The sequence below is a fragment of the uncultured Dokdonia sp. genome (genome assembly GCF_937910895.1).
Lineage (GTDB): Bacteria > Bacteroidota > Bacteroidia > Flavobacteriales > Flavobacteriaceae > Dokdonia.
The window spans coordinates 37996-64398 of sequence record NZ_CALEMI010000044.1 but is presented as its reverse complement, the minus strand read 5'-3'; the positions used below and the strand labels follow the sequence as shown (position 1 = coordinate 64398).

Here is a 26403-nt window from a genome sequence, read left to right as displayed (position 1 = left end):
TCAAATTCATTCCTAGAGCAGCTTAGAAAAACTTATATTTAGAAAAATATTGGCAGTTTTGAGACAGACTGCCGTTAGCAAACATTTTGATAAAACTACGCGCAAAAAATCAAACAAGTATTCAATACAATATAATTGTAGGTGACTCTCCTTTACAATCACCTATTTTGCCACCTGTTGCTTTTAATAACAATATTATTGAATTTATAAAAAGATGTCCTTTTGACTTAATTCAATTAAATGAGTCACACGATTATTTTCAACTATCATTAAAAGTCATTGATAATTCTCCATTAGATTTAAATATCATTAACATAAAAGATTTTGATACTTTTTTTAACAATATTAAAAAAATTAAACAAGTTCAACTTTATTTTTTTGATTCAGAAAATGAAAATCAAGTAATAGCTTATAATAAATTAATTGACTTAAAAAGTGAATTAATTTATACTTACTTGTTCAACAGCTTACCAAATGAGTTAAAAAATAATAAATCAATAAACTCACCCAACGAATTCATAATCCAATTAATAAAAAATCAAAATTCAATTTTTACCGCATTAAACGTAGCCAAGATCGAATTAAAACCTAAAACATTAATTGATTATAAATCATATGTTCCATTTCCTTACTTTTCACCTTCCAGAGGAAATTATTATATACTAAATCAAATAATTGGAAATTGCGGAATTAATACATCAGAGTTCTCATCTGAAAACAATAAAGACTATTCAGATGAAGAATCTAGAAAAGCTCACTTAAATAGGCACTCTTTCAATAGACAAAATTTATTTATAGAACAGATAAATAATATTGATTTTTTTACAAAAATCTGTTATGCAGAAAATCTAATAAGACCTATTAATGAAAATGATTCAAATTTAGCGCCATTAATTATGATTTTACCTTTTCATAATCCAGATGTTAAAAAAATATATGGAGGAGATCCTAAAATTGAAACAATATTAGTTGAGCAAACTGAAAATTATATTAATGAAGTTGAAAAAAAAGAGAATATAGGTATAGAAATATATAATGCAGGAATGAAGGTATTACAAATGAGACTAAAATATTTAGATGATATTGCTTATTTACATTCATCTTTTTCCTATAGTCCAATTATCAGGTTTCCTATTCGAGGAAAATCAATTTATAGAGAGCTATCCTTTTTCCGCACCCAAGCTTTTCCAAATTTAACCACTTCAAAAAATTGGAGAAACATAAAAAAATCAATATATAAATTTGGTAAAACATTAAAAAGCAAAATACTTTCTGAAGACTTATCGAAATTAATTAAAGCAAGAGATGGACAAATAGTTTGCGTATCAGACATTCCAATCGAATGGCTTTTAATCGATGATGTACCATTATCATTCACACATGATATATGTCGCTTACCTGAAACGACACTTCATGGTTTGATGTCAATTTTTGTTTCAAACAAAACCTTTAATTATTCAATTCCTAGAAATATTTTGGAAAAAACATTAGTAATAATGGGTACTGATGAAGATGAATTTAAAGTATGGCAAGAGCAAGTTTATGAATTATCAAAAATTAAAAAATTTATCATTAAAAAATGCAATTCTATTGATGAAGTTAAACTTGCTATTTCAGAAATACAACCAGACTTACTAATATTTGATTGCCATGGTGATTACGATGAGGAATCAAGGTCTTCATATTTATGGATTGGAGATGAAAAATTATTTGGTGACGATATCATAAAAAATAATATCACCGCTCCAATTGTGTTTTTATCTGCATGTGGAACAGCTCCAACATATGGAACAATAAATCCTATTGGTAATGCGTTTTTTGAGACTGGAGCTTTATCAGTAACATCTACATATTTACCTATTTCCATCAATGCTGCTTCAACCCTTTACTTCAGACTTTTGAATATGTTAGGAGAGGCTAGTCAAAATGGCTTACATAAAAATTGGTTAAGCTATGTTTCTCATATCTTAAGAACATCTGGAATGATCGAAGCTTACATGATGGCATTTAATAAAGATGACAACATAGATGAAGACAAGCTTATCTCTTCAAATTCTTATGATTTAATAGAGTCTATGTATTTCTCTAAAAGAAGAAAGTTATTTAAGGAAATGAACAATAGAATATCTAATTTAAATAGTTCCAAAAGATTATTTTTTTCCGAAGTTATCCCTGAATATTTACTTTACACTAATCTAGGAAGAAGTGACCTAATTTATTTTGACATTTGGAAAGAAGAATATGAAAAATAAACGTTTGCTAATCGAGTAGACGGGTGACGGTCAGATAACCGCCACTGCGCCTCTCACACCACCGTACATACGGGTCTCGTATACGGCGGTTCGATAATTATACTTCTCGTTTGTAATAATCGATTAAACTAATATACCCTCTCATCTTTAACCGTTTTATGGTAATGGTCGTTCCTAAAATAGGGCTTTGGGCGACTGCCCAACCTCCCATTCGTGTGCGACTCCATGCATAAGCTATTGTAAGCTTACAGGGAAGCCTACACGTACGAAAACCTATGACGCTGGTGCGCGATTGCATCGCGTTCCAAAAACTTGGTAGTTTAGAATTCACCTTCTCCTAATCCCCAACATCTTCCCATACAAAACACACCACCATACCCACTCCAAAAGACCATATTTAAAAAAGTGAAGCCAAGATTTCCATTTTCACTTTTCACTTTTCACTTTTCACTTAAACCCCTTTATATCAAAAACTAAAGAACTTTCAAAAAAGTAATCCGTCTTATTATAAAAACTCCTCCGTTTAAAACCTGTATCTTTCCACTACATCCACCTAAACCTCAACAAACATGATGCGTATAGCTACTTCCTTCATAAAATCTATGTATTCAATAATTTTAATAGCTATTTTCTTTTGTAGCTGCCAAAAAGAATCTGTAGAAACAGCTGAATTACATCAAGATATAGATCATTGGGCATTCACCAATTTCACAAAAATAGATAGTATCAATCCTATTTTAAAACCCACCACTAGTTTACAATTTGAATGCCCGATCACAAAAGAAGAACGCAATTGGGAAGAACGCAATGTACTCAACCCGTCTGCGATTGTCAAAGACGATCAGGTGTATTTGTTTTATAGAGCACAGGATTCTATGGGAACTTCTCGTATTGGTCTTGCGATCAGTGACGATGGGCTTCATTTTACAAAACAAGAAACTCCTGTATTTTATCCTGATGAAGATGCGATGAAACCCTACGAGTGGAATTATAGAAAACTGAATGGTGAGTCACTTGTAGAGGATTGTAAAAGTTGTTATTTTGATGGTGTTGAAGATCCAAGAATTATCGAAAGTGCAGATGGGACTTATATCATGACCTACACCGCTTACGACGGAAAAACAGCAAGACTAGCGATTGCCTCTTCTAAAGATTTAATCAACTGGACAAAGCACGGACTCGTACTCAGCCAAGATATTTACAAGGATCTCTGGTCAAAATCGGGTGCGATTGTCGTAGAAGTAGTTGGAGATAAAAATATTGCTAAAAAGATCGATGGGAAATACTGGATGTATTTTGGAGATACTAATTTGTATATAGCTACCTCAGACGATTTGATTCATTGGGACGTTGCCATTAACGAAGAGAATCAAAAAATGATCTCAGTATTATATCCTAGAAGTGGGTATTTTGATAGTCGATTGGTAGAGCCAGGTCCTTTTGCGATCTATAAAGAGGAAGGCATCTTACTCATTTATAATGGGAGTAATGCGGCTAATTTCAATGATTCCGACTTACCAAAATTCACCTATGCTGCGGGTCAAGCACTTTTTGACAAAAACCATCCGTATCAATTACTTGACAGAACTCCCTCCTATTTTATATATCCTGATAAGGATTACGAGAAAATCGGAGAGGTTAATGAAGTTTGTTTTGTAGAAGGATTGGTCAAATTTAAAGGCAATTGGTTTCTTTATTACGGCACTGCCGATTCCAAAATTGCCGTTGCAGTTCATGATCTAGAGGAATAGATGCGGAGTATATAATCTTCTATACTCATCGACTTTTTTTAGGAAGAACGCTACGCTGAAAGAATATAGACCGCTTCGCTCATAGAGTATAGACTCCTAAAATTATAACTTTTAAATATTTAAACTCATCGACACCTCGACTCATCGACTTTTTTTAGGAAGAACGCTATGCTGAAAGAATATAGACCGCTTCGCTCATAGAATATAGACTCATCAAATTATAACTTTTAAACATTTGACCTTTTAAACATTTAAACTCAACGACTCACAACTCATAGACTCAACTTATGCATCAACACCCAAAGTTCTACTTCTTCAGAGCCACGCCAGTGCTGATCACGCTTTGTTTGTATAGAAGCTTCTTTGACACGTTTCTTAAAACAGCGTTCTAATCGGAATCGTCCGCCTTCAGACAATTCTTTTTCTATAGGATGTGCTGTTTTGAAATGTGTGATTTGGGCTAAATTTGAGAATAAAACTACCAATTGTCCGTCGGGTAATAAATGTTTTTTTGCTTCCGCGAAAAAATCAGGGAATAAGTTTTCATCATAGTACATGGCTTCATCCAAATTCTCTAACTGATTAATTTTAGGCAACCACGGTGGATTGAAAACGATCAGCTCTGTTGGAGCATCAAATTTTCCAAAAAGAGGCGCATGATCTAGGGTTATTTTTCGTGACAACTTCGTGTCTCCCATAAACTCTGTTAATCCAATAATGGCATTCGGATTGGTATCTGTACCATATACCGTCTGAAATCCATATTTTAAAAGCTGAAAAGAAAGTACCCCACTTCCTATCCCAACATCTATCGCCGTTTTTTTAAGTCCTTCATACCGTTTTAACCAATTATCAAAAAGGATGACGTGATCAAAACGTGTTGGGAAATACGTCCCATAATAGGGGTGGACTTTATTACGTAATACAGGAACAGAAATTCCATTTGTATACCATTGCCACGAACTATTGAGTCCTTGTATTTGTGGGAAGGACAATACAAAATCACTCGTTTCTGGATATAGCTTTTCTAACCAACCAATAAAAGGTGCTTTTTTAAGAGCGACTTTATGATCTTCGATTTCGATGAGAATACCGTTGGACAATTTATGATAGGCTGCGCGATAAGCACGTTGTTCCTGAAAAGATTCGTTAGGGAGCTTTTTATCAAGGTGTACTTTCAATGCTTTGAGCAGTATTAAGCCATTGCTATAAAAGCCTTCTATCATGATAGACTTACCAGCTTCCAATGTTTTGATGGCTTGCTTTACGTCTGTTTCATTATCAAACCGGGTTACTTGTTTTGCCTTACTAATAGGTTCTGGCCTGTGTATTTGTAGATCTGTACTCATGTTTTGTTTTGGTTGGGTAATTGAATCTCCCAATATTTTTATGTGTTACGATGTTGCGTGAGGGATTGCAGTGAAAATCCCACAGTTCTTTCCCAATCGCGATTGGGAAAGAGCGAGGAATTGTAGCGGAAAGCCCGACCTTCTTCCTGAATCAAGTTCAGGAAGAAGGTCACGCCCAAATTAAAAAAGTGCATACCGAATGCATCCTTTTATTTTGGGTATAAAGTGAATGCTTCTTGTCAATAAAATCATGTACTTTTATGTTGAAACGAAGTACAGTCTAATGACATCTGCAAACCGTATGTTAAAATCACTACTGTGTAATTATAGTCTAGAAATCAGGCATCAATATGATTGCTAGTGTTTTATGAGTGTAAATAAAGACTTTAGGAAAGAGAGCCTTATCCATTCGCCGAAGTGGTGGGAAGGGATAATGAATATCAATAACTACATAATACGTTACTAAAGATACGCTATTAGAAGCTGTAATAGGGAGAATATACGCTGACTTCTTGATTTATTTTTTTCGCTTAAAGCGAAAAAGTATAGCTCTTTAAAAAATGATACCTCCTCCTTTTGGTGTCTAGTGTTCACAAAAAATGTCCTGATAGAAAGAGGAATATTTGTAACTTAACAGCTCCTAACCGTTAGGATTCTAAAATGATCCCGACCTAAAGTACCATCAAAAAAATAATTTCATGAGATCTCGTAAATTAACATTCACAAACGCTGAAGGAAAAACTTTATCAGCGCGTTTAGATTTTCCTGCTAATCAGAACCCACATAACTTTGCCATTTTCGCACACTGTTTTACGTGTAGTAAGGATTTTAGCGCGGTACGTAATGTGAGTCGTGCCTTGGCATCCGAGGGTTTTGGGGTATTGCGATTTGATTTTATGGGATTGGGAGACAGTGAAGGTGATTTTGCTGATACTAATTTTTCTAGTAATGTCACAGATCTCATCAGCGCTGCAGATTTTCTGACAAAGGATTTTAAAGCCCCTACACTTATTATAGGACATTCTTTAGGTGGTGCTGCTGCCATTTTTGCGGGTGGTCAGATTGAAAGTATAAAAGCGGTTGCGACTATTGGAGCACCTAGTAATCCCAAACATGTTCAGAAACAATTAGGGAGTCAGCTAGAACTCATTAAACAAGGACAAGCAAATGTGATTCTTGCAGGACGTGATTTTACGTTTAAAAAACAATTTATAGATGATCTGGAGGCAAGCTCTTGTGTAGAAGCAGCTCGTCACTTACATAAAGCATTATTGATTTTACACTCACCACAAGATGCTACGGTATCTATAAAAAACGCAGAGGAGATTTATCTTGCAGCACATCACCCAAAAAGTTTTGTAACCCTAGACGGCTCTGAGCATTTATTGATTGATAAGAAAAACGCTTCTTATGTGGGTAAGATCGTTGCAGGATGGGCTGCACGTTACATTCCTGAACCAGAAATAGAAACGATAAACACCACGCACCAAGTAGCTGCCAGCCTAGATGATGAAGATGGATATACCACACAACTTAAACTCGGGAATCATTATCTAAAAGCAGATGAACCCGCTAGTGTAGGCGGAAATGATTATGGTCCTACTCCTTACGAACTTGTAGCCGCAGGACTCTCTGCCTGTACAGCAATGACCATCCAAATGTATGTGCGCCGTAAAGGTTGGAAAATAGATAATGTAGAGGTGCATACGAGTTACTCAAAATCATATCCAAAAGACTGTGAAGCTTGTGAAGATGATCCTACCGCAAAAATTGATACGTTTATACGTGTGATCAAACTAACGGCAGATGGGCTGGATGACAAACAAAAAGAACGTATTTTACAAATAGCCGATAAATGTCCTGTACACAAGACATTACATAGCGCAACACAAGTGATAAGTTCCATTAGCTAATTTTTACTTGATATATACTAAAAGCACTTACCAGAAAAATGGTAGTTGCTTTTTTTTTTGTAAAAACTGTCATAAAATTACTTCGATTACGGGAACCCGTAAAGATGTTTCAAATCATTTTTAGATATTTGGGGGTTGAAAATTAAGAGTTAGTTAATTTTTACGATTATATGACAAAAGTGCTTGCCACGGGGAAGGGTAGGCGCTTTTTTTTTGTGATAGTTCACAATATCATAATCTAACTATTTTAGCGTTTAGTACTAGTAATATACTAATCCATCAAACGCTATATGTATAACTACTTATATATTACCCTATTTGTTCTTTGCTGCATCTACACTAGTAACGCTCAAACGAGAGACTTTCCTACATTTCCTAGTCCTCAAAATGATTTTTACAAACTTCTGGATGAAAAAAAGGTATTGAATCCAATATATTTAAAAGGTCCTGTTAGAGATGTCAATCGCACGTATATACTACATATATCTCCAGATAATGAAGAGGTATATATGACTAACTATTTTTATCGGCTTAAAAGAGATAAAGAAATCACAGAATATATTACCAATGATCGTTACGATGATACTACGATTCCGTATTTGAATCAAGCATTACGACCAGCAGTTCAACACGATACCATCATCAAAGAAGATTTCTATACTTATATGTATACTGATGGGAAACTTATGAAATATATGGCGTATGACGTTGATGGAGGTACCAGAGACAGCATCGTCTACACGTATAAAAAAGATCATTTACATACACGTACACACTACCGATCGCAAGGTGCTATTGACGTAGTATTTTTAGAGAATGGAGAGATTGATGACTCTACTATGTACTTTCCAGAATTTAGTATCTATGCGTATGATAAAGCTAGATATAACAAAAAAGGACAAATACGCTCCTTAAAACAATACGAATTTACAGTAGAAAATGATCTTGTAGATGGGTATCAGTATAGTTACAACTATGATGACAAAGGGCGATTTGAAAGTATAGAAGCCATTTCTAACAGGTATTTCCTAACATTTAAACAGTTAAGGAAACATCCTAAAAAATGGAAATTAAAAAATAATGATACTGTAGATGGGATGTATCTAGAAACAATAGTCAACGTCTCCTATGATATAGAGGACAACATACAAACCTATGTCAAAACAGATTCTAATAAGAACAGAGAATCCTATAATGTAACGTACAGTAATTATTTCGATAAAGTCATACAAGTAGCTAGAGATGATTATGACCAATATAACGACGTCCTAATTCACAGAGACCTTATGTATGAATATGTATATGATGAGCATCATAATCCTACCGACATCACCTCTTATATTATTGTTGATGGTGAGAAAATATTAGATAAGTCAACTCGACTACAAATTTCTTATTATTAGAAAGTGTATGGTGTTAAGAATACTTTCGTTTTAACACTACAATTTCTACAAATAAGAAACCAACGAGGATCAATGCGCCGTATACAAAAGGACTTGTGGTCGCTAAAGAAAAATCAATGCTAGGAAACTCCCACGCAGGTACATTCCAAGTTCCCATCGTATCTGATGTCTCTTCTATCAAATCAGACACTGCGGTAAAACTTATATTACTTAGGTTGACATACCCGATTAAAAGTCCAAAAATAATACCCAAAAGTCCCCATATACGACGTGAAATAAGGGGTTGATAAACAATGGTGGTTTGAGAAGTTTGTGCTGCTTGAATTTTATGCATAAGCGTTTGCGTAAAATCATTTGATGGTGATTGTACGGCTGCCTTTTGTATCGCTTTAGACATGACGTTGTCTAGTTGTTTTTCTTCAGTTCCTTTCATATCGCGCTACTATATCTTTAGGTAATTGTGATGCCATGATCGTATATAATTTCTTCCGACTCCGAAAAATCTTCACTTTTACATTATTTTTTGTCATTCCCGTTACCGTTGCAATTTCTTCTAGTGTTTGCTCTTCAAGATAATACAAAGTAACTAAAAAAGCATCCTCTTCTCGTAATTGCTGGATACATTCTTCTAGCTGTTCTTTTAATTCATCTGCTTCGATGGCTTCGAGAATACCCGCTGTTTTTTCTCCAGTAATTTCTTCTAATATCTCTGTAGCATGATGTATAGGTTGTCTTCGCTTTCGCGAAAGCGCATCCAGACATCTATGATACGTAATACTATATAACCACGTACTGAACTTAGAGGTTCCTTTATACGTTTCCAATTTCTGAAACGCTTTTAGAAACACATCTTGAGCTATTTCTTCTGCATCTTCAGTACTTTTCATCATCCGTAAACTCAACGTATAGACCATGTGTTTATACCGATCGATGAGAACCGCAAAGGCATTTACCTCGCCTGCCAATGTTTTGGTTATAAAAATTTGATCATCTTGATGGGTCATGATATGGGTAAGACTCCTTACTATCAGATTTGGTTACAGAATTTGTTAGAAAAGTTAGTGAAAAGAAGATATATTGTTTATGTGTTAAAAGGAAAATGCTTTTTAACTATGAACTAAACATAGTAATTAAATCATAGCATAATAACTTTACAACTCTATAAACTATTATAAATCAATTATATTTACAAGTAAACACGCTATGAGTTATCTAAGCATTGTTGTCACTACATCCTTGTAATCGCTAACTAAAATCAAAGACCATATGGATAATTTAGACATATAAAATAATCTAAATGATAAGAGAAATACTTTTAGCACATCATACAATAGTCATCATTATACAATTGATACGATTGAACAATTTGATGATTGGTATAATAGTGAACTTTATTTGAATACTGAAACAAAAAGATTCATCTATAGAGGAATGAATTCTGCAGAATATAAACTATACAACTCTGCTCAAAGATTTTGGATACTCAACTCACTTACAAAATGGAAGGGTAAAGAAAATATTGAATATCTTAAAATGTTCAAATTTATGCTTAATAGGGCAAAGAAAGATTTCCTTTTCAAAAAAGTATTCGAATTCTATAGATTAAAAAATTGGGAAATTGATTTTCCATTAATGAGTATACTTCAGCACTATGGTGCACCAACTCCACTTTTAGACTGGACATATAATTTTGACGTTGCCTTGTACTTTGCCACCGAAAAAATAAGTTATTTTGGAACTTCTAATTCCATTAAAGATTATTTTTCGATTTACAAAATTGACAAAGAGCTTAATTCAAATTATAATTTTATTAATCTAAAAGGAATACCAAGAAATGAGACTCCAAAAGTAGATGATTATTATAGGTATATTGATCAAGAAAACCTTATTTACTTTTTATCAGATTTTGAAGATAAAATGATTACGAGGAAAAATATCATAAGTCAATTTACATCAATTTACAATCAAAATATAATTCCTCAAGAAGGGTTGCTTATTTTTAATCCTTTTCCAGACACTCCTTTTGAAGATTATTTTAGAAATAGCCCTTCTGAAAATAAACCTATTTACTGTATTAATATTCATAAACATATGGCAGAATACATTAGAAGAAGATTAAAAAAGAAAATGATTACTAAATCATTTATCTATCCAAGTATATCAGATAATGCAAAGAATGCTTTAAATATATATTTAGATGATATTACAAAACTCAACTAAAAGAATTGTAAACTATATGTGCCTATTGTTGTATAGGTCGTTGTGATTACTTAAACTAACTATCAAAAACCTACCACGCAAAAAAAAAACTTTACCAATCTGTAACCGTTTTCAAGAATCTCCCGTCTTATGGACAAATCAATAAATAGTAATCAATTAAAAAATCAACAATTATGGGAGGAGAAATTATTGTATTCGTGTGTATTTTTGTCGCTATCTTCGGGATTGCGTACTTACATTATTCTACACGTAACAAAGAGCGGCTGGCACTTATAGAAAAAGGGATGGATGCTGGCATCTTTAAACAATCTAAGGAAACAGCACCTATCTGGAAAGTACTCATCTTAAATCTTGCTTTATTATTAATGGGAATTGGTCTTGGAATTTTATTCGCATTGATGCTTGAAGAAGCGGTAGGATACAAGAATGCACTATATCCAGGAGTCATCTTTTTAATGGCAGGAACGGGCTTACTCACAGGTTTTTTCCTAACACGTAAATTGGTAAAGTAGTTTTATAACACACTTCATTTAAGATCAGGCAAGTATTAGTATATGCTTACCTGATTTTTTTGCTTTCGCGAAAGCGAAATAATATGTTATAAAAAGAGAATTGTTTTTAGTTAGCGACTTCGTTGATAAATTTGATTCGATACAGACGTAATTCTTCATCATCATAATCTCCATCAAATTCTTCGAGTGCCGCTTCAATTCCATCGGTTTCAGACTCCATAAAGTATTCGTGAAGTTCTTCTTGTTGCTCTTCATCCAAAAGATCATCAATCCAATAAGAAATATCGAGCTTAGTTCCACTGTAGACAATGGCTTCCATCTCTTTGATAAAATCTACCATGGGCTTCCCCTTAGCCGCTGCGATATCATCCAAAGGCAACTTACGATCTACATTTTGAATAATGTATAATTTGAGTCCGCTATTGGCGCCTGTACTTTTTACAATGAGGTCATCTGGACGTAAAATGTCATTGTCTTTTACATATTGACTAATAAGTGCTATAAACTCTTTTCCATATTTTTTGGCTTTTCCATCACCAACACCGTGTACCGATGAAAGCTCGTCAATCGTGAGAGGATATTTGATCGCCATGTCTTCTATAGATGGATCTTGAAAAACAATGTAGGGAGGTATATTCAGCTTCTTTGATACCTTTTTACGAAGGTCTTTAAGCATCTCAACCAGCTTCTTATCAGCACCACCCGCTTTCGCTCCAGAGACAATCTGATTATTGGTACTATCATCATAGGTATGATCATCGGTCATCATAAATGAAGAAGGGGCTTCTATATATTCTAGTCCTTTTTCTTTGATTTTAATGACACCATACGTTTCTATATCCTTGGAGATATAACCTGCTACAAGTGCTTGGCGTATTAAGGCATGCCAATAGGTTTTTTCTCGCTCTTTACCACAACCAAAAAATGGTTGCAAATGGGTTTTATGAGATGTAATAATAGCATTTTCTTTACCTAGCATGGTAAAGACTAACTCTTTACTCTTGTATATTTGATTGGTATCGCGTACAACTTTAAGCAACTTTACCAACTCATCTTTTGCTTCATGTTTTTTCTTTGGGTAGCGCATATTATCATCTAGCATTCCCCCTTCTCCAGTTTCATTGTCAAACTCTTCTCCAAAGTAATGCAAGATAAACTTACGTCTTGACATACTCGTCTCTGCGTAGGCAACGACTTCTTGTAATAATGCCTGACCTATCTCCTGCTCTGCGACAGGTTTTCCGCTCATAAATTTTTCGAGCTTTTCTATATCTTTATATGCATAAAATGCCAGACAGTGTCCTTCTCCACCATCACGTCCCGCGCGTCCAGTCTCCTGGTAATAACTTTCTATACTTTTGGGAATATCGTGATGAATTACAAAACGCACATCAGGTTTATCGATTCCCATTCCAAAAGCAATGGTAGCAACCACAACGTCTGTATCTTCCATCAAGAACATATCCTGATGTCTAACCCTTGTTTTTGCATCGAGTCCCGCGTGATAGGGAACTGCTTTCAATCCATTTACTTGTAGGGTTTGAGCTAATTCTTCTACTCGCTTTCGCGAAAGACAATAAATAATTCCACTCTTTCCTTCATTTTGTTTTACAAACCGAATGATATCTGCATCTACATCCTTGGTTTTAGGACGTATTTCATAATATAAATTAGGTCTATTAAAAGATGCTTTAAAAGTATTGGCATCCGTAATTCCTAAATTCTTGAGAATATCTTCTTGTACTTTAGGCGTTGCTGTTGCGGTGACTGCTATAATAGGAATATTGTCTCCAATTCTTTTAAGAATACTACGCAAGTTGCGATATTCTGGTCTAAAATCATGACCCCATTCAGAAATACAGTGTGCCTCATCTATTGCTAGAAATGAAATAGGAACTGATCGTAAAAATTCTACGTTTTCTTCTTTGGTTAAGGATTCTGGAGCTACATATAAAAGTTTTGTAACCCCGCGGGAAATATCTTCTTTTACCGTTTTAATCTCCCCTTTGGTCAGTGAAGAGTTTAAAACGTGCGCAATCCCATTTTCTTGAGAGATTCCGCGCAATGCATCCACTTGGTTCTTCATTAACGCAATTAATGGCGAAACCACAATTGCCGTACCCTCATGTAGTAACGCTGGTAGTTGGTAACACAGTGATTTCCCGCCTCCTGTAGGCATAATCACAAATGTGTGCTCTCCTCCAACAATGCTTTTTATAACTTCTTCTTGAAGTCCTTTAAACTGGGAAAAACCAAAATATTTTTTAAGTGCTGCGTGTAAGTCTAATTGCTCCGTATTCATGTATTCTTCTGCATTTTTGCATACCTTTGTATTACATAAATATAGTGAATTCCTTACGGTATACAAACCCTATAAAAACTAAATTTTGAATATTTCACAGCAGATAATTGCTAGCGCCCAGAAAACCATAGCTATAGAACAGAAAGCTATTGCCCATCTTCAAACATTAATAGACGAAGAATTTGCACAAGCAGTGTCTGTGATTTACAAGTCTTTAGGACGCGTCATCATAACAGGTATAGGCAAAAGCGCCATTATTGCACAAAAAATTGTAGCCACATTGAATAGCACAGGAACACCCGCTATCTTTATGCATGCTGCCGATGCTATACACGGAGATTTAGGAACCATTCAACAAGATGATACGGTCATCTGTATTTCTAAAAGTGGTAATACACCAGAAATTAAAGTCTTAGTACCGCTGATAAAGAAGACAAATAATCCATTAATCGCGATTACTTCCAATAGAGATTCTTTTTTAGGGACGCAAGCCGACTATGTGTTGCATGCGTATGTAGAAGTAGAAGCCTGTCCTAATAACCTAGCGCCTACCACAAGTACAACCGCACAATTAGTGATTGGTGATGCGGTTGCAATTGCATTATTAGATTTGAGAGGTTTTTCTGAAAAAGATTTTGCAAAATATCACCCAGGAGGTGCTTTAGGGAAAAAATTATATTTACGTGTAAGTGATATTACTCAAATACATGAAAAACCAGTCGTTGCTCCAGAAGCTAGTATTAAAGAAGTCATCATAGAAATTTCTGCCAAACGCTTAGGTGTTACTGCAGTGATTGAAGACAAAAAAATAATAGGGATCATCACCGATGGTGATTTACGTAGAATGCTCTCTAAAAATGATACGCTTGAAGGACTGACGGCACGAGATATTATGAGTGCGGCTCCAAAAACAGTAGATAATAATGAGATGGCAATTACTGCAAAACGCATTTTGGAAGAGCACGGGATTAGTCAATTACTAGCAACAGATCAAGGAAATTATAGTGGTGTAGTACACATACACGATTTAATAAAAGAAGGAATCATTTAATGGCTGCAAAAAAAACCAAGACTCCACAATCTGAAATGTCTTTTCTAGACCATTTAGAAGAATTACGTTGGCATTTAATACGATCTACTATAGCTGTTCTTGTTATTGCTACCGTTGCTTTTGTATTTAGAAAATTTTTATTTGATGTTATTATTTTTGGTCCAAAAGATGCTGATTTTATATCCTATGATATTCTTTGTAGGATATCTAATTTAGTGGGAATGGAAAAAGGATGTATAGGAGAAGGAGATTTAGATTTTATTGTTCAAAGTCGTAAGGTAGCAGGGCAGTTTAATGCGGCGATATGGACGTCTATTACGGCGGGAGTCGTTGTCGGTTTTCCATATATACTCTATGAATTTTGGAAGTTTATTTCTCCTGGATTATACGACAATGAACGGAAAACATCTAGAGGATTTATATTCATTGCCTCCCTATTATTTTTTATGGGAGCCTTTTTTGGATACTATGTCATCACCCCATTATCAGTCAACTTTTTAGCTGGATTTAAGATTTCTGAAATTATACAAAATGAATTCGATATTGACTCTTTCATTAGCTTGGTTAGATCATCTGTCCTAGCGGCAGGGATCATATTTGAGCTTCCAATTATTATTTATTTCTTAACAAAAATTGGATTAGTGACACCTGAGTTTCTTAGAAAAAACCGTAAGTATGCACTTGTGATTGTACTGATTCTCTCTGCGATTATCACACCTCCAGATATTTCGACGCAAGTCATAGTAGCAGTGCCTATCTTGATTTTATATGAAGTAAGTATTATCATAAGTCGTATTGTTTTAAAACGGGAAGAAAAAAGAGCCAAGAGACAAATGGCGTAAACAAAATGCGAACCTTGAAAAAAGAAATACGAACAGTGTGCTGAAACCACGGTTAGAATAAAAATAAGATTCCTAAATTTAATTAAAATATAGATTTAATATAGTAAGGTTCTTATTGGAGTTTATGCTGATCTATACGTTGAAAAAATAAAATTACGGTCAATAAATATGATCCTCGTCTTCACGGGGATGAAAGTAAATAATCATGAGTAAGAAAATAGAAGAATTTAATGAGTATCGTACGCGTATGAACGAGATGATACTTGGTGATAATAATAAAGTGATTAAGCGTATTTACAATTTAGATACCAATTCCTATACTCCTGGAGCACTGGATGTAAAAACCAAAGAACTTTTAGGCTTAGTCGCCTCTGCAGTGTTACGCTGTGATGATTGTATCAAATACCATCTTGAAACTGCTTATAAAGAAGGCGTCACTACCGAAGAAATGATGGAAACCATGAGTATTGCTACCCTTGTGGGAGGGACAATTGTAATACCTCATCTACGTAGAGCAAGAGAGTTTTGGCACGAATTAGAAACACAAAACGCCTAGACAACTAGCGTTAATACATTCCTAAAGTAATCCGTAGCCTATTACGAATCTTTTGAAACTTGTATCTTTAGCATCTATGAAATGAGCATAAACAAATTTAATGTATTGTTTATCTTGTAAATGAAGTAGCTTTTTTCGCGAAAGCGTAGCATTGAACCCAAGAAATACATTTTTATTTGTTTCATTTCTAATGAAATAAAAATTTAAAATAGATGAAACTACGCGCAGAAAATCTTATGAAATCCTATAAAGGCCGAAAAGTGGTCAAAGGGATTTCTGTAGAAGTAAATCAAGGAGAAATTGTTGGATTGCTAGGACCTAATGGAGCTGGAAAGACAACTTCTTTTTATATGATCGTAGGGTTGGTCAAACCTAACGGAGGAAATATCTATTTAGAAAATCAAGAGATTACCAAATATCCAATGTACAAACGTGCTCAAAACGGGATTGGATATCTCGCGCAAGAAGCTTCGGTATTTAGAAAATTGAGCATTGAAGATAATATTTTAAGCGTATTACAACTGACCAAACTTTCAAAAAAAGAACAACTCCATAAGATGGAAGAACTCATAGAAGAGTTTAGCCTTGGTCATATCCGTAAAAGCAGAGGCGATTTATTATCTGGAGGAGAACGTCGTCGTACAGAGATTGCACGTGCGCTTGCCACCTCTCCTAATTTTATACTTTTGGATGAACCTTTTGCAGGGGTAGATCCTGTGGCTGTAGAAGACATCCAGCGTATTGTAGCACAACTTAAAGACAAAAACATTGGGATCCTTATTACCGATCACAACGTTCAAGAAACCCTTGCCATTACAGATCGTACCTACTTGATGTTTGAAGGAAGTATCTTAAAACACGGAGTCCCCGAAGAACTAGCTGCCGATGAAATGGTACGTAAAGTATATCTCGGACAGAATTTTGAACTTCGAAAGAAAAAAATATTAGATCAATAACATTGATAAACTTCAAAAGCCCTTTTCCACACAGAAAAGGGCTTTTGAAATTCTATGCGATAGGTACTAAGCTTCCGCTACTGTGGTTGACTTTTGAGATTTTATCGTCAATATTAGCATTGCTAATCTTCCTATTAAAAAAGTCACAAACCCAAATACAGTCGTTAATAAAGCGACTTTAAGACCACCTGCAAACATAGGTTGCGATATACTATCTACAGATTCAATTGCGTCAAAGGCTGCTATAAGTCCTATCGTAGATCCTAAAAATCCCCACATCATCGCAAAAAGACTCAAGTGACCTATCAGCTGATTGGTATGAAGTATGTTCTTCTTCCCTAATAAAGCAATGACAAATAAAACAATGATGGTAATGATAAGAATAACCAAAGGCACCATAAATACAGGTCCACCTTCCTGAATGCGATCTACTAATTGCGACATAATTTTTATTTTTAAAAGTTATTATGTCGTAAAAGTAGCTGTATACGCTTTCGCGAAAGCGTAATTACGACCAATCCCTTTTTTAAAACCCGTTATAACCAAATATAGCATCCAATGTACAAATCTATATGCAAAAATGTCATTCAAAGCGGAAAATGTGTAATCTATCTCAAAAACCTATATAGTTGAAAGATTTTGTACACCTTTGCACGATGTTAAAACCACTTTTAAAGGAATTAAAATTCACACCACTACATCTTTTATTATGGGTAGGCGTATGGTTGTTTTACAGTTATTTTTTTAGTTACGGATCTAATAATGAGGATTTTGTTTTTTGGTTTTCTACAAGTTTATTACCTGTGACGGCTGCCATTACCTATTTTATATCATATCTGCTGATTCCTAAATACCTGATCCCCAAAAAGTACGTTCAGTTTAGTCTGTATTTGTTGTATACGGTGGTTTGCTCCATATATCTCATACTCATTATTACGTTTGTCAATCTCATTTTTCTTTCTGACTTTTCTATTCGGAAAATGCCGTTGCTTACTCGCAATGTCGTCTTTGTTTTGATTCTCGTTTATCTCGTTGTTTGCATGGTTTGTTTTGTTCAATTATTGAGATATAATCACAAGACTTCCAATAGAAATAAAGAGTTGGAGAATAAATTGTTAGAAGGAAAACTCTTGCTGAAACAAAAAGAACTCCACTATTTAAAACAGCAAATACATCCACATTTCTTATTCAACACCTTGAATACTGTATATGGTTTTGCGCTTAAAGGGTCTAAAGAAACTCCAGATCTGATTCTTAAACTCTCTAACCTGTTAGATTATATTCTGAATCAAATAGAAAAGCCCTTAGTCCCATTAACCGAAGAAATTAAACATATAGATGCCTATATTGGATTGGAACAGGTACGCTTTAGAGATACATTGCGTGTGCGTTTTACAAAAGACGTTCAAAAAGAAATTCAGATCCCGCCTATGTTGTTTATAGCTTTTGTAGAAAATGCATTTAAACATGGAACACCTATCAACGGATTTTTAGATATTGAGATTCATTTAGAAACAACACCTACCCACTTGCTTTTTACCATTCAAAATACGAACAGCAAAAATAACAGTCCTTCAGAGAGTCATGGGATTGGGCTTGAGAATACCAAAAAACGATTAGAAACACTGTATCCAGGTCAATATACACTCTCACATACAGAAAACGAGCACTCCTATACCGTGCAACTAGAGATACAATTATGACCAAAACCTATACTGCCATACTTGTAGATGATGAACCTACAGCACGAGATATTCTTGCAACACATCTTAGTAAAATAGAGATGATAACTGTCGTGGCTTGTTGTAAAAATGCTTCCGAAGCTTTTTCTGTAGTAAGTAAGCAACAGATAGATCTTGTGTTCTTAGACATTAATATGCCTGAAATAACAGGACTTATGTTTGCCAAAGCAATTCAAGGGAATAGTAAAGTAATCTTTACTACTGCATACAGAGAATATGCTGTAGATGGTTTCGAGCTTCAAGCGGTAGATTATTTGTTAAAACCGATCTCTTTAGAACGTCTTATGAAAGCGGTTCATAAATTTATAGAAGAACAGTCAGTGTCTGTACAACAACAGGAAACGTATGATTTTACTTTTTTTAGATGTGATCGTAAAATGGTCAAAATCGCCTTTGATGAACTATTATATACAGAAAGTTACGGTGACTATATAAAGCTACATACATCACAAGAAACATGTATCACCAGAGAAACAACAACTACGGTTATAGATAAACTTCCTGAGCAGCAATTTATACGCACACATCGTTCGTTTATTGTAAACATTTCAAAAATTGATAGCTTTACAAATGAACAGATTACTATAGGACGTACTGCCATTCCTATAAGTAGGAGTTACAGAGATCCCGTGGCTCAACGTCTTACTTCAATAAAATAATGAGCTATAATAACTATATTAATTATCTTTGCAAGCCTGTTTACTTTGTTTCGACATAAAGCAGGATAACACTAAAATATTTCTAACGGAGTTTATATATGTATGACCTTTGGTAAGAAATGACATGCTAATGAAAACAGAAATAGAAAAAAACACAGAGCGTTACCAAGAGCAAATCGAAGCAATGGGTAATGATCACGTAGGCTCAAGTGCTATTACTCCACTAAGGGATGATGCTTTTGAACTAAGTGATATCGAAAAAATAGCGAGTATCAAAAAAGACGTTGCACACATCATGGAAACGCTAGGTCTTGATATGACTGACGATAGCCTTAAAGGAACACCTACTCGTGTAGCAAAGATGTTTGTGAATGAAATTTTTGGAGGTTTACATCCAGATCGCAAACCCAAAGCATCTACATTTGACAATAATTACAAGTATGGAGAAATGCTTGTAGAAAAAAATATTGTGGTGTACTCTACTTGTGAACATCACCTCTTACCCATCGTAGGCAGAGCACACGTAGCCTATATCTCTAATGGTTCTGTAGTAGGACTTTCTAAAATGAATCGTATTGTAGATTATTATGCAAAACGTCCTCAAGTACAAGAACGCCTTACGATGCAAATCGTACAAGAGCTTCAAGAAGTACTAGGAACTCAAGACGTCGCTTGTGTGATAGATGCAAAGCATTTGTGTGTGAATAGCCGTGGGATTCGCGATATAGAAAGTAGTACGGTCACCAGTGAGTTTGGAGGGAAATTTAAAGAAATAGAAACCCGTAGGGAATTTCTGGATTATATAAAATTAGATACTGATTTTTAGTACGCTTTCGCGAAAGCGTAATGGAAGTAGCATACTCAGCATAATAAAGATCTTAAACTCCATAGAAACTCTGGACACTAAAAATCGACCCAAGAGTCGAGGTATTAAACCATAAATCCCGCTTTTCAGCGGGATTAGTTCAACTACCCATTTTGTATGCGTCTTTTGGACTTTGAAAAACAACGTTTCACTAACAAAAAAGATCGTCTATTACTAGACGATCTTTCTGTTTATACTAGAAACAATGTATTAATAATTAAACGTCCTACTCACAGTATTTGGAGAGACACTAAACTCATGTGCCCAATGATTACTTTGACCTGAGTTCATGGTATAATAAAAAGGAGCCGCAGGGAATCCTACAGACCAATCTATAGTCCTCGAAGCTATATTACAAAAACAATCTTTGGCGCCTTGCGCATTATTGACATACGAAGGATATCCTACGCCATTTCCTGTGTAAGAAACTTCATAGTTTAAACGGTTATATCTCTGTACTGTACTCCAGTAATAACGCCATCCAAAAAACCAATACCGTTTTCTTTGTTGCACTTTAGTAGAGAAACCTATGTTACTGTAAAACCACCAGTATCCATTAAATTGTCTAGATCTCATACGGTATTGTCCTCCAGAAAAATAATCATAAGCCGCTACCCCTCTTTCATTTTCGGTAGCTTCTCTATCTAAATCTCCAGTAATATCTTCATCGTTATTATGACGATACACTAACAATTCTTCACTGATTTGCTCTGAATCGCCTTTCTCTAAACGAATCTCACCTGCATTATAATTTGCTAGGAACGTTGAAATCTGATTACTAGATCCCTCTGCATATTGATACACAAACTCTCCATCTATTCTATAAATTTGATTAGCGACTTTTACCTCTCCATTTTGGTTTAATAAAAGATGTAGCATATCATCATAGGAGTGCACCACGGCAACATCTTCCATACGAATTCCTAATTCATCTAATGTAGCTAAATCTGCATCATAGATATACAATAACGAATGATGTCCACTCTCGGCAGACATACTCATTGCCTCGTCTAATAAATCTGCATCAGACTCTTGGAGTTGACTTATAAAAGCTTCTAGTTCGTCAAAAGATCCAAATTCTAACATTTCAGCAGACGATTCAGCATCCGTATTTCTTTCTTGGGTTAGGTTTAATGAATCGGTTTCTTGTTGAAGTTCTTCAACAGCATCTTCTTTACTACATGCAAACAATAGTGCACTCATGAGTAGTAGTGTTAATAGTTTTTTCATGACTTAATGGTTACTTGTTTCCTACTCTATCTTAGGCTTTTCGGATTCCGCCTCTACTTCATAGTAACAGGTGTTTTATTTCATTACCCAAAAAAAATAAAATGTGCGGAAAAACCGTAAAATACTGCCATTCTGATACTTGAACATCACTTTTATCGTCAAAAAGAAATTCATAAATACATAGTCTTATAGTACCCTACAGAAACTTTATAGTATAAAAAGAATAGATATTCTTCAAAAAAGCGATAACTCTCTGTTATCGCTTTTGATTTTGACACAAAGCGTACTATCTTCGTTAACAATAAAAAAATATTAAACCAAAGTCCCGCCAAAAAGCGGGATTAGTTCAACTTACAATTTTGAGGTCGTCTTACAGACTTCTCAAAATCGAGTTTCACTAATAAAATTCACTATCATTTAAAAGACCAACGAATGGCATTATATAAAGAGCAATCCTTAAAAATATACAACTCTCTTACAGGAAAGAAAGAAGATTTTATTCCCCTCCTCGAAGGACATATTGGAATGTATGTTTGTGGTCCTACTGTATATAGTAATGTACACTTAGGGAATGTACGTACGTTTATGAGCTTTGATATGATTTTTAGATACCTAAAGCATTTAGGATATAAAGTACGTTATGTCCGTAATATCACCGATGCTGGTCACCTTACCGATGATGGCGATCAAGGTGAAGATAAGATTGCCAAAAAAGCACGTCTTGAAAAAATAGAACCTATGGAAGTGGTTCAACAATATACTGTTGACTTCCATAATATCTTAAATACTTTTAATTTTCTGCCGCCTAGTATTGAGCCGACAGCAACGGGACATATCATAGAGCAAATTGAGATTATTAAAAAAATTCTAGAAAACGGCTATGCTTATGAAAAAAACGGCTCTGTCTATTTTGATGTCGTTACCTTCAATAAAGATCACGAGTACGGCAAATTAAGTGGTCGTAAGCTGGAAGATATGATCGCCAATACTCGTGCGCTCAACGCACAAGATGAAAAAGAAAACCCTCAGGATTTTGCGCTTTGGAAAAAAGCAGGACCAGAACATATTATGCGCTGGCCTAGCCCTTGGGGAGATGGTTTTCCAGGTTGGCATCTAGAATGTACAGCGATGAGTACCAAATATCTAGGAGATCAATTTGATATCCACGGTGGTGGTATGGATTTAAAATTCCCACATCACGAGTGTGAGATTGCACAAAACGAAGCCGCTATAGGCACTGTTCCCGTACGCTATTGGATGCATGCCAATATGCTTACGCTTAATGGACAAAAGATGTCAAAAAGTACAGGCAATAGTATTAACCCAGGCGAAATCTTTACTGGCGATAGTCCGCATTTAAGTAAAGGGTTTGCACCGAGTGCTGCTCGTTTCTTTGTGCTACAAGCCAATTACAGAAGTATTCTTGACTTTAGTAATGATGCTTTGATCGCTAGTGAAAAAGGCTTCGGTAGATTGATGGATGCGTTGAAAGTGATGAAGTCATTACCGACTGATACAACGAGTACGATGGATGTTCCTGCTTGGAAACAATCTTGTTATGATGCAATGAATGATGACTTTAACAGTCCTATTCTAATTGCGCAACTTTTTGAAGCTGTAAAGCAAATACACCTAATTAAAGACGAGAAAGCAACCATCACAGCAGACGATCTGAAACTGCTTACACAGACGATGAATGCCTTTGTTTTTGATGTGTTGGGTCTTGAAGATGGGGACGCTTTCGCGAAAGCGGACGATTCCAAACTCTCTGGCGCTGTTGAGTTATTGATCAAATTACGTAAAGAAGCACGTGAGAATAAAGACTTTGCCACTAGCGACAAGATTCGTGATGAGTTATTAGCCTTAGGAATTCAGCTGAAAGATGGTCGTGAAGGCACCACCTTTACTGTGAACTAATGGCTTCCTTTAAAAAAATAGCTATTGCACCTTTTTTAGGTATTATTTGGTTATACCAAAAGTTGATCTCCTCTTGGACACCCTCTACCTGTAGATTTACACCTACCTGTTCGCATTATACCCAAGAGGCGTTACAAACCCACGGACTCATCAAAGGTGGTGGCTTATCTATAAAACGTATTTTTTCTTGTCATCCATGGGGCAGGCAAGGCTATGACCCTGTACCTCCAAAAGAAGATGCTAAAAAATAAGGTCAGAATACGGTTAGGAAAAACTGACTTTGTTATCTTTACTTATGTGTTATACGTAAGTAAAAATCACACCTTCTTAGAAGGTGGCTTTGGAAAGCCTCTATAAAGGCAACCTTGGCAACTTTTATTTACTGAATTAACTGTCTCAAGTATATAATCGGATTCAAAAAATTGTGCAGTACAGGCAAAGCCAAAAGAACATAACCACCTGCAAAGTAGGTTGATTTTTAAGATAAATTAAAGCAAGAACATGAGTATTTCTCCATCAACTGTTTTTCACTTTACTTCAAAAAAAGGACTTGAAGGAATATTAAGCGATAATTTTAAATTGAAATATTGTGTAGAAAAGCTTAATCATAGCACTAGGCCAGTAGAAGTTGCAATTCCTATGGTTTCATTTTGTGATATAAAAATATCTGAAATAACAGAACATATTGAAAAATACGGTCATTATGGAATAGGGCTTAGCAAAGAATGGGCAGTGGAAAAAGGATTAAACCCAGTTGTTTACTTAAATAGTTCTTCAAAATTTGCAGCTGACTTGATTGACAATATGAGGGAAGTTTCTTGGGATATGGATATTCCAAGAGAAGAGCGAGTGAATAAAACCAATATTATTAGATATTCTAAGGTTTATGAGGGCCCTTTATTTCGTAAGGGAAAGACAATAGAAAAATACCGATTTGCAGATGAAAGAGAATGGAGATATGTACCTCCTTTTAATGAAGATTTTTTTGCATGGCATAATTTAAACCAATATGATACTCCCGCAAAAAAAAGAAGTTGTAATTCAAAATTGAAAAATGAAAGATTGTATTTTAATGCAAATCAAATTCTATATATAATTGTAAAGAAAGAAAGCGAAATTGATAATATTATAGCGCATATTAGACATGTAAAAGGAAAGAATTACACAATGCATGAAATAGATAGATTAACAACTAGAATATTATCATACGAAAGAATATTAAATGACTTTTAAATAACTATGGTATAACACGGTGTGTAAAATATAGCTAATCAGTGCTAAATCGAAAGGTTCATGTTCATTTTCTATGACCGCCAAATTTTTAATTTAGCCTTAAGAATTGAAAAAAATAAATCAAAAAAATAGTTCAGTACCAAACTCTAAATGTAGTATCTTTTTATACGCTATATTTCATAAACTGAACGCTAACAACCATTATGATTGCACTTAAATTTACTTGGAATCCACTTACGGGAATAGACCTTGGTTTTATTACCATTCATTTTTACAGCCTGATGTTTGTTGTTGCTTTTTCATTAGGATATTACCTGATGAAAAAAGTGTACATCAACGAAAAGATTCCTTTAGAAAAATTAGATTCTATTTTTATATACGCCGTGGTTTCTATTCTCTTAGGAGCACGATTAGGACATGTCTTGTTCTATCAAACAGAATTATTATGGGAAGATCCGCTATCAGTATTTTTACCCTTTAAATTTGTTCCTGAATTTGAGTTTACAGGATTTAGAGGATTAGCTAGCCACGGAGCTTTTATTGTAGGAATGTATGCAATGTATCGCTACAGTAAAAAAGTAGTGAAGAAACCATTCTTTTGGGTATTAGATCGTGTCGCTATCCCCGTATCACTAGGCGCTATGTTTGTAAGAGTAGGAAACTTTTTTAATTCAGAAATGGTAGGAAAAGTAACAGATAGTGCTATAGGAGTTCAATTTATACAAGACGGAATTAGTGAAGGACGTGCGATGTCTCTTACCAATATACGTAATCCTAGAAAAGCATACCAAGCACTCACAGAAGATTCGCAATTTGCAGAAAAAATAGCAGAGATTCCGTATCGCTATCCTGGACAACTTATGGAAGCTGTTGGCTATGGGATTATCTTTTTAATTATCTTATATCTTTATTGGAAAACAAAAGCATCAGAAAAAATAGGATTGCTATTTGGTACGTTCTTACTTCTATTAATGGGTGTACGTTTGATTGTAGAAAACTTTAAGCGAGAACAAGTAGAAGGACGTGAAGATTGGATTCTAGGTTTGAATACAGGTCAAATTTTAAGTATTCCTTTTATTCTTATCGGTGCCTATCTCGTCTATGCTTCTTTGACAAAAAAAGAAGCTTAAGCCATGAAGATTGTATTAAAAATAGTACTTGCCCTCCTCATCTCTATGAGCGTGTATAGCTGTAAGGAAACAAAAGAAGAGAAAACCATTACTCCTACTGACTTTGCCTTCACCAAAGAAGGCACCCTTACATTAACCAAAGCAGATGGAACTCTTATTAAAAAAATAGCTATCGAGTTCGCTGAAGACGATTATGAGCGTGAGACAGGATTGATGCACAGATCAAGTATGGAAGTCTTACAAGGAATGTTATTTATACTAGAGGAAGAACGTGTACAGAATTTTCATATGAAAAATACCTTGATTCCGTTGGACCTTATTTTTATAGATGCTAATAAGAAAGTGGTTTCTTTTGCTGAAAATGCAAAGCCTATGGATCTTTCTTTACTACCATCACAAGTCCCTGCCAAATATGTCTTAGAAATCAACGGCGGACTCGCTGAGGAGTGGGTCATAGAAATAGGGGATGCTGTGGAGTGGAACAGGGATTGATGAGCAAATAACCTTTAATAATTCTATG

General features: G+C 34.9%; 25 protein-coding genes and 1 pseudogene. 18 read left to right on the top strand and 8 right to left on the bottom strand.

The features are described 5' to 3' along the window. Positions 1 to 86 precede the first annotated feature (86 nt). On the top strand, positions 87 to 2252 hold the full coding sequence (locus tag Q0505_RS05405) for a CHAT domain-containing protein (protein WP_299209950.1): 2166 nt from the start codon (positions 87 to 89) through the stop codon (positions 2250 to 2252). A gap of 97 nt (positions 2253 to 2349) precedes the next feature. Here the strand turns inward: Q0505_RS05405 and Q0505_RS05400 are convergent. Further along, positions 2350 to 2487, bottom strand: a pseudogene (locus tag Q0505_RS05400) (group II intron reverse transcriptase/maturase); the annotation flags it as partial. A gap of 367 nt (positions 2488 to 2854) precedes the next feature. On the opposite strand from Q0505_RS05400, the gene Q0505_RS05395 reads away from it, so the two are divergent. Beyond that, positions 2855 to 4003: a glycoside hydrolase family 130 protein gene (locus Q0505_RS05395; RefSeq protein WP_299209949.1), complete on the top strand. Its 1149-nt coding sequence runs from the start codon at positions 2855 to 2857 to the stop codon at positions 4001 to 4003. Positions 4004 to 4275: 272 nt separating this feature from the next. On the opposite strand, the gene Q0505_RS05390 is transcribed toward Q0505_RS05395, so the two are convergent. After that, entirely contained in the window at positions 4276 to 5352 is a 1077-nt protein-coding gene (locus Q0505_RS05390; RefSeq protein ID WP_299209947.1) for a methyltransferase, read from the bottom strand. 698 nt (positions 5353 to 6050) lie between these two features. On the opposite strand from Q0505_RS05390, the gene Q0505_RS05385 reads away from it, so the two are divergent. Both Q0505_RS05385 and Q0505_RS05380 read left to right on the top strand, forming a co-directional pair. Beyond that, a complete protein-coding gene (locus Q0505_RS05385) occupies positions 6051 to 7265 on the top strand; it encodes a bifunctional alpha/beta hydrolase/OsmC family protein (RefSeq protein WP_299209945.1) in 1215 nt (404 codons plus the stop codon). A 290-nt stretch (positions 7266 to 7555) separates the two neighbouring features. Further along, a complete protein-coding gene (locus Q0505_RS05380; protein WP_299209943.1) occupies positions 7556 to 8668 on the top strand; it encodes a hypothetical protein in 1113 nt (370 codons plus the stop codon). 13 nt (positions 8669 to 8681) lie between these two features. Here Q0505_RS05380 and Q0505_RS05375 read toward each other — a convergent pair whose 3' ends face one another. Continuing rightward, entirely contained in the window at positions 8682 to 9101 is a 420-nt protein-coding gene (locus Q0505_RS05375) for a hypothetical protein (protein ID WP_299209941.1), read from the bottom strand. Next, positions 9088 to 9672: a sigma-70 family RNA polymerase sigma factor gene (locus tag Q0505_RS05370; RefSeq protein ID WP_299209939.1), complete on the bottom strand. Its 585-nt coding sequence runs from the start codon at positions 9670 to 9672 to the stop codon at positions 9088 to 9090. The genes Q0505_RS05375 and Q0505_RS05370 overlap by 14 nt, the downstream gene beginning before the upstream one ends. A gap of 391 nt (positions 9673 to 10063) precedes the next feature. Between Q0505_RS05370 and Q0505_RS05365 the strand changes: the two genes are divergently transcribed. Together Q0505_RS05365 and Q0505_RS05360 are read left to right on the top strand one after the other, a co-directional pair. After that, positions 10064 to 10888 carry an FRG domain-containing protein gene (locus Q0505_RS05365; RefSeq protein WP_299209937.1) on the top strand — a complete coding sequence of 275 codons (825 nt, stop codon included), beginning with the start codon at positions 10064 to 10066 and terminating at the stop codon, positions 10886 to 10888. A 173-nt stretch (positions 10889 to 11061) separates the two neighbouring features. Continuing rightward, positions 11062 to 11400 carry a DUF6249 domain-containing protein gene (locus Q0505_RS05360; RefSeq protein WP_299209935.1) on the top strand — a complete coding sequence of 113 codons (339 nt, stop codon included), beginning with the start codon at positions 11062 to 11064 and terminating at the stop codon, positions 11398 to 11400. Between the two features lie 106 nt (positions 11401 to 11506). Here the strand turns inward: Q0505_RS05360 and Q0505_RS05355 are convergent, their stop codons facing one another. Continuing rightward, complete coding sequence (locus Q0505_RS05355; protein WP_299209933.1) at positions 11507 to 13702, bottom strand: ATP-dependent DNA helicase RecQ; 2196 nt, start codon at positions 13700 to 13702, stop codon at positions 11507 to 11509. Between the two features lie 85 nt (positions 13703 to 13787). Here Q0505_RS05355 and Q0505_RS05350 point away from each other — a divergent pair, with 85 nt between their 5' ends. From Q0505_RS05350 to lptB, 4 genes are all read left to right on the top strand, one after another. Continuing rightward, on the top strand, positions 13788 to 14753 hold the full coding sequence (locus tag Q0505_RS05350; protein WP_299209930.1) for a KpsF/GutQ family sugar-phosphate isomerase: 966 nt from the start codon (positions 13788 to 13790) through the stop codon (positions 14751 to 14753). Then, positions 14753 to 15595, top strand: a complete 843-nt coding sequence (gene tatC, locus Q0505_RS05345; protein ID WP_299209927.1) for a twin-arginine translocase subunit TatC — start codon at positions 14753 to 14755, stop codon at positions 15593 to 15595. The genes Q0505_RS05350 and tatC overlap by 1 nt, the downstream gene beginning before the upstream one ends. 205 nt (positions 15596 to 15800) lie before the next feature. Then, positions 15801 to 16151 (top strand): carboxymuconolactone decarboxylase family protein, encoded by a 351-nt coding sequence (locus tag Q0505_RS05340; RefSeq protein WP_299209924.1) that lies wholly within the window; start codon positions 15801 to 15803, stop codon positions 16149 to 16151. Positions 16152 to 16363: 212 nt separating this feature from the next. After that, positions 16364 to 17107, top strand: a complete 744-nt coding sequence (gene lptB / locus Q0505_RS05335; RefSeq protein ID WP_299209921.1) for an LPS export ABC transporter ATP-binding protein — start codon at positions 16364 to 16366, stop codon at positions 17105 to 17107. A 66-nt stretch (positions 17108 to 17173) separates the two neighbouring features. On the opposite strand, the gene Q0505_RS05330 is transcribed toward lptB, so the two are convergent. Both Q0505_RS05330 and Q0505_RS05325 read right to left on the bottom strand, forming a co-directional pair. After that, positions 17174 to 17551, bottom strand: coding sequence for a MotA/TolQ/ExbB proton channel family protein (locus tag Q0505_RS05330; RefSeq protein WP_299209918.1), 378 nt, complete (start codon positions 17549 to 17551; stop codon positions 17174 to 17176). Between the two features lie 21 nt (positions 17552 to 17572). After that, a complete protein-coding gene (locus Q0505_RS05325) occupies positions 17573 to 17698 on the bottom strand; it encodes a hypothetical protein (RefSeq protein ID WP_299209915.1) in 126 nt (41 codons plus the stop codon). Positions 17699 to 17763: 65 nt separating this feature from the next. Here Q0505_RS05325 and Q0505_RS05320 point away from each other — a divergent pair, with 65 nt between their 5' ends. The 3 genes from Q0505_RS05320 to folE all read left to right on the top strand — a co-directional run bounded on the left by Q0505_RS05320 (position 17764) and on the right by folE (position 20334). After that, entirely contained in the window at positions 17764 to 18810 is a 1047-nt protein-coding gene (locus tag Q0505_RS05320; RefSeq protein WP_299209912.1) for a histidine kinase, read from the top strand. Beyond that, on the top strand, positions 18807 to 19508 hold the full coding sequence (locus Q0505_RS05315) for a LytTR family DNA-binding domain-containing protein (protein WP_299209909.1): 702 nt from the start codon (positions 18807 to 18809) through the stop codon (positions 19506 to 19508). The genes Q0505_RS05320 and Q0505_RS05315 overlap by 4 nt, the downstream gene beginning before the upstream one ends. A gap of 130 nt (positions 19509 to 19638) precedes the next feature. Continuing rightward, the gene (folE, locus tag Q0505_RS05310; protein WP_299209905.1) at positions 19639 to 20334 is read left to right on the top strand and encodes a GTP cyclohydrolase I FolE; all 696 of its coding nucleotides are present in this window, start codon (positions 19639 to 19641) and stop codon (positions 20332 to 20334) included. Between the two features lie 249 nt (positions 20335 to 20583). Here folE and Q0505_RS05305 read toward each other — a convergent pair whose 3' ends face one another. After that, on the bottom strand, positions 20584 to 21603 hold the full coding sequence (locus Q0505_RS05305; protein WP_299209902.1) for a hypothetical protein: 1020 nt from the start codon (positions 21601 to 21603) through the stop codon (positions 20584 to 20586). A 432-nt stretch (positions 21604 to 22035) separates the two neighbouring features. Between Q0505_RS05305 and cysS the strand changes: the two genes are divergently transcribed. The 5 genes from cysS (at position 22036) to Q0505_RS05280 (ending at position 26375) form a co-directional block, all read left to right on the top strand. Beyond that, complete coding sequence (gene cysS / locus Q0505_RS05300) at positions 22036 to 23520, top strand: cysteine--tRNA ligase (RefSeq protein ID WP_299209899.1); 1485 nt, start codon at positions 22036 to 22038, stop codon at positions 23518 to 23520. After that, positions 23520 to 23771: a membrane protein insertion efficiency factor YidD gene (yidD, locus tag Q0505_RS05295; RefSeq protein WP_299209896.1), complete on the top strand. Its 252-nt coding sequence runs from the start codon at positions 23520 to 23522 to the stop codon at positions 23769 to 23771. Before cysS ends, yidD begins: the two co-directional genes overlap by 1 nt. A 250-nt stretch (positions 23772 to 24021) precedes the next feature. Further along, positions 24022 to 24753, top strand: coding sequence for an abortive infection system antitoxin AbiGi family protein (locus Q0505_RS05290; protein ID WP_299209893.1), 732 nt, complete (start codon positions 24022 to 24024; stop codon positions 24751 to 24753). 203 nt (positions 24754 to 24956) lie between these two features. After that, on the top strand, positions 24957 to 25883 hold the full coding sequence (lgt, locus tag Q0505_RS05285) for a prolipoprotein diacylglyceryl transferase (RefSeq protein WP_299209890.1): 927 nt from the start codon (positions 24957 to 24959) through the stop codon (positions 25881 to 25883). Positions 25884 to 25886: 3 nt separating this feature from the next. Further along, a complete protein-coding gene (locus tag Q0505_RS05280) occupies positions 25887 to 26375 on the top strand; it encodes a DUF192 domain-containing protein (RefSeq protein WP_299209887.1) in 489 nt (162 codons plus the stop codon). The last annotated feature ends 28 nt before the right edge of the window (positions 26376 to 26403 follow it).

Coding starts and splice junctions, on each gene's coding strand:
- Q0505_RS05395 (WP_299209949.1), top strand. CDS start 2,855: ATGTATTCAATAATTTTAATAGCTATTTTCTTTTGTAGCTGCCAAAAA.
- Q0505_RS05390 (WP_299209947.1), bottom strand. CDS start 5,352: ATGAGTACAGATCTACAAATACACAGGCCAGAACCTATTAGTAAGGCA.
- Q0505_RS05385 (WP_299209945.1), top strand. CDS start 6,051: ATGAGATCTCGTAAATTAACATTCACAAACGCTGAAGGAAAAACTTTA.
- Q0505_RS05380 (WP_299209943.1), top strand. CDS start 7,556: ATGTATAACTACTTATATATTACCCTATTTGTTCTTTGCTGCATCTAC.
- Q0505_RS05375 (WP_299209941.1), bottom strand. CDS start 9,101: ATGAAAGGAACTGAAGAAAAACAACTAGACAACGTCATGTCTAAAGCG.
- Q0505_RS05370 (WP_299209939.1), bottom strand. CDS start 9,672: ATGACCCATCAAGATGATCAAATTTTTATAACCAAAACATTGGCAGGC.
- Q0505_RS05360 (WP_299209935.1), top strand. CDS start 11,062: ATGGGAGGAGAAATTATTGTATTCGTGTGTATTTTTGTCGCTATCTTC.
- Q0505_RS05355 (WP_299209933.1), bottom strand. CDS start 13,702: ATGAATACGGAGCAATTAGACTTACACGCAGCACTTAAAAAATATTTT.
- tatC (WP_299209927.1), top strand. CDS start 14,753: ATGGCTGCAAAAAAAACCAAGACTCCACAATCTGAAATGTCTTTTCTA.
- Q0505_RS05340 (WP_299209924.1), top strand. CDS start 15,801: ATGAGTAAGAAAATAGAAGAATTTAATGAGTATCGTACGCGTATGAAC.
- lptB (WP_299209921.1), top strand. CDS start 16,364: ATGAAACTACGCGCAGAAAATCTTATGAAATCCTATAAAGGCCGAAAA.
- Q0505_RS05330 (WP_299209918.1), bottom strand. CDS start 17,551: ATGTCGCAATTAGTAGATCGCATTCAGGAAGGTGGACCTGTATTTATG.
- Q0505_RS05320 (WP_299209912.1), top strand. CDS start 17,764: ATGTTAAAACCACTTTTAAAGGAATTAAAATTCACACCACTACATCTT.
- Q0505_RS05315 (WP_299209909.1), top strand. CDS start 18,807: ATGACCAAAACCTATACTGCCATACTTGTAGATGATGAACCTACAGCA.
- folE (WP_299209905.1), top strand. CDS start 19,639: ATGAAAACAGAAATAGAAAAAAACACAGAGCGTTACCAAGAGCAAATC.
- Q0505_RS05305 (WP_299209902.1), bottom strand. CDS start 21,603: ATGAAAAAACTATTAACACTACTACTCATGAGTGCACTATTGTTTGCA.
- cysS (WP_299209899.1), top strand. CDS start 22,036: ATGGCATTATATAAAGAGCAATCCTTAAAAATATACAACTCTCTTACA.
- yidD (WP_299209896.1), top strand. CDS start 23,520: ATGGCTTCCTTTAAAAAAATAGCTATTGCACCTTTTTTAGGTATTATT.
- Q0505_RS05290 (WP_299209893.1), top strand. CDS start 24,022: ATGAGTATTTCTCCATCAACTGTTTTTCACTTTACTTCAAAAAAAGGA.
- lgt (WP_299209890.1), top strand. CDS start 24,957: ATGATTGCACTTAAATTTACTTGGAATCCACTTACGGGAATAGACCTT.
- Q0505_RS05280 (WP_299209887.1), top strand. CDS start 25,887: ATGAAGATTGTATTAAAAATAGTACTTGCCCTCCTCATCTCTATGAGC.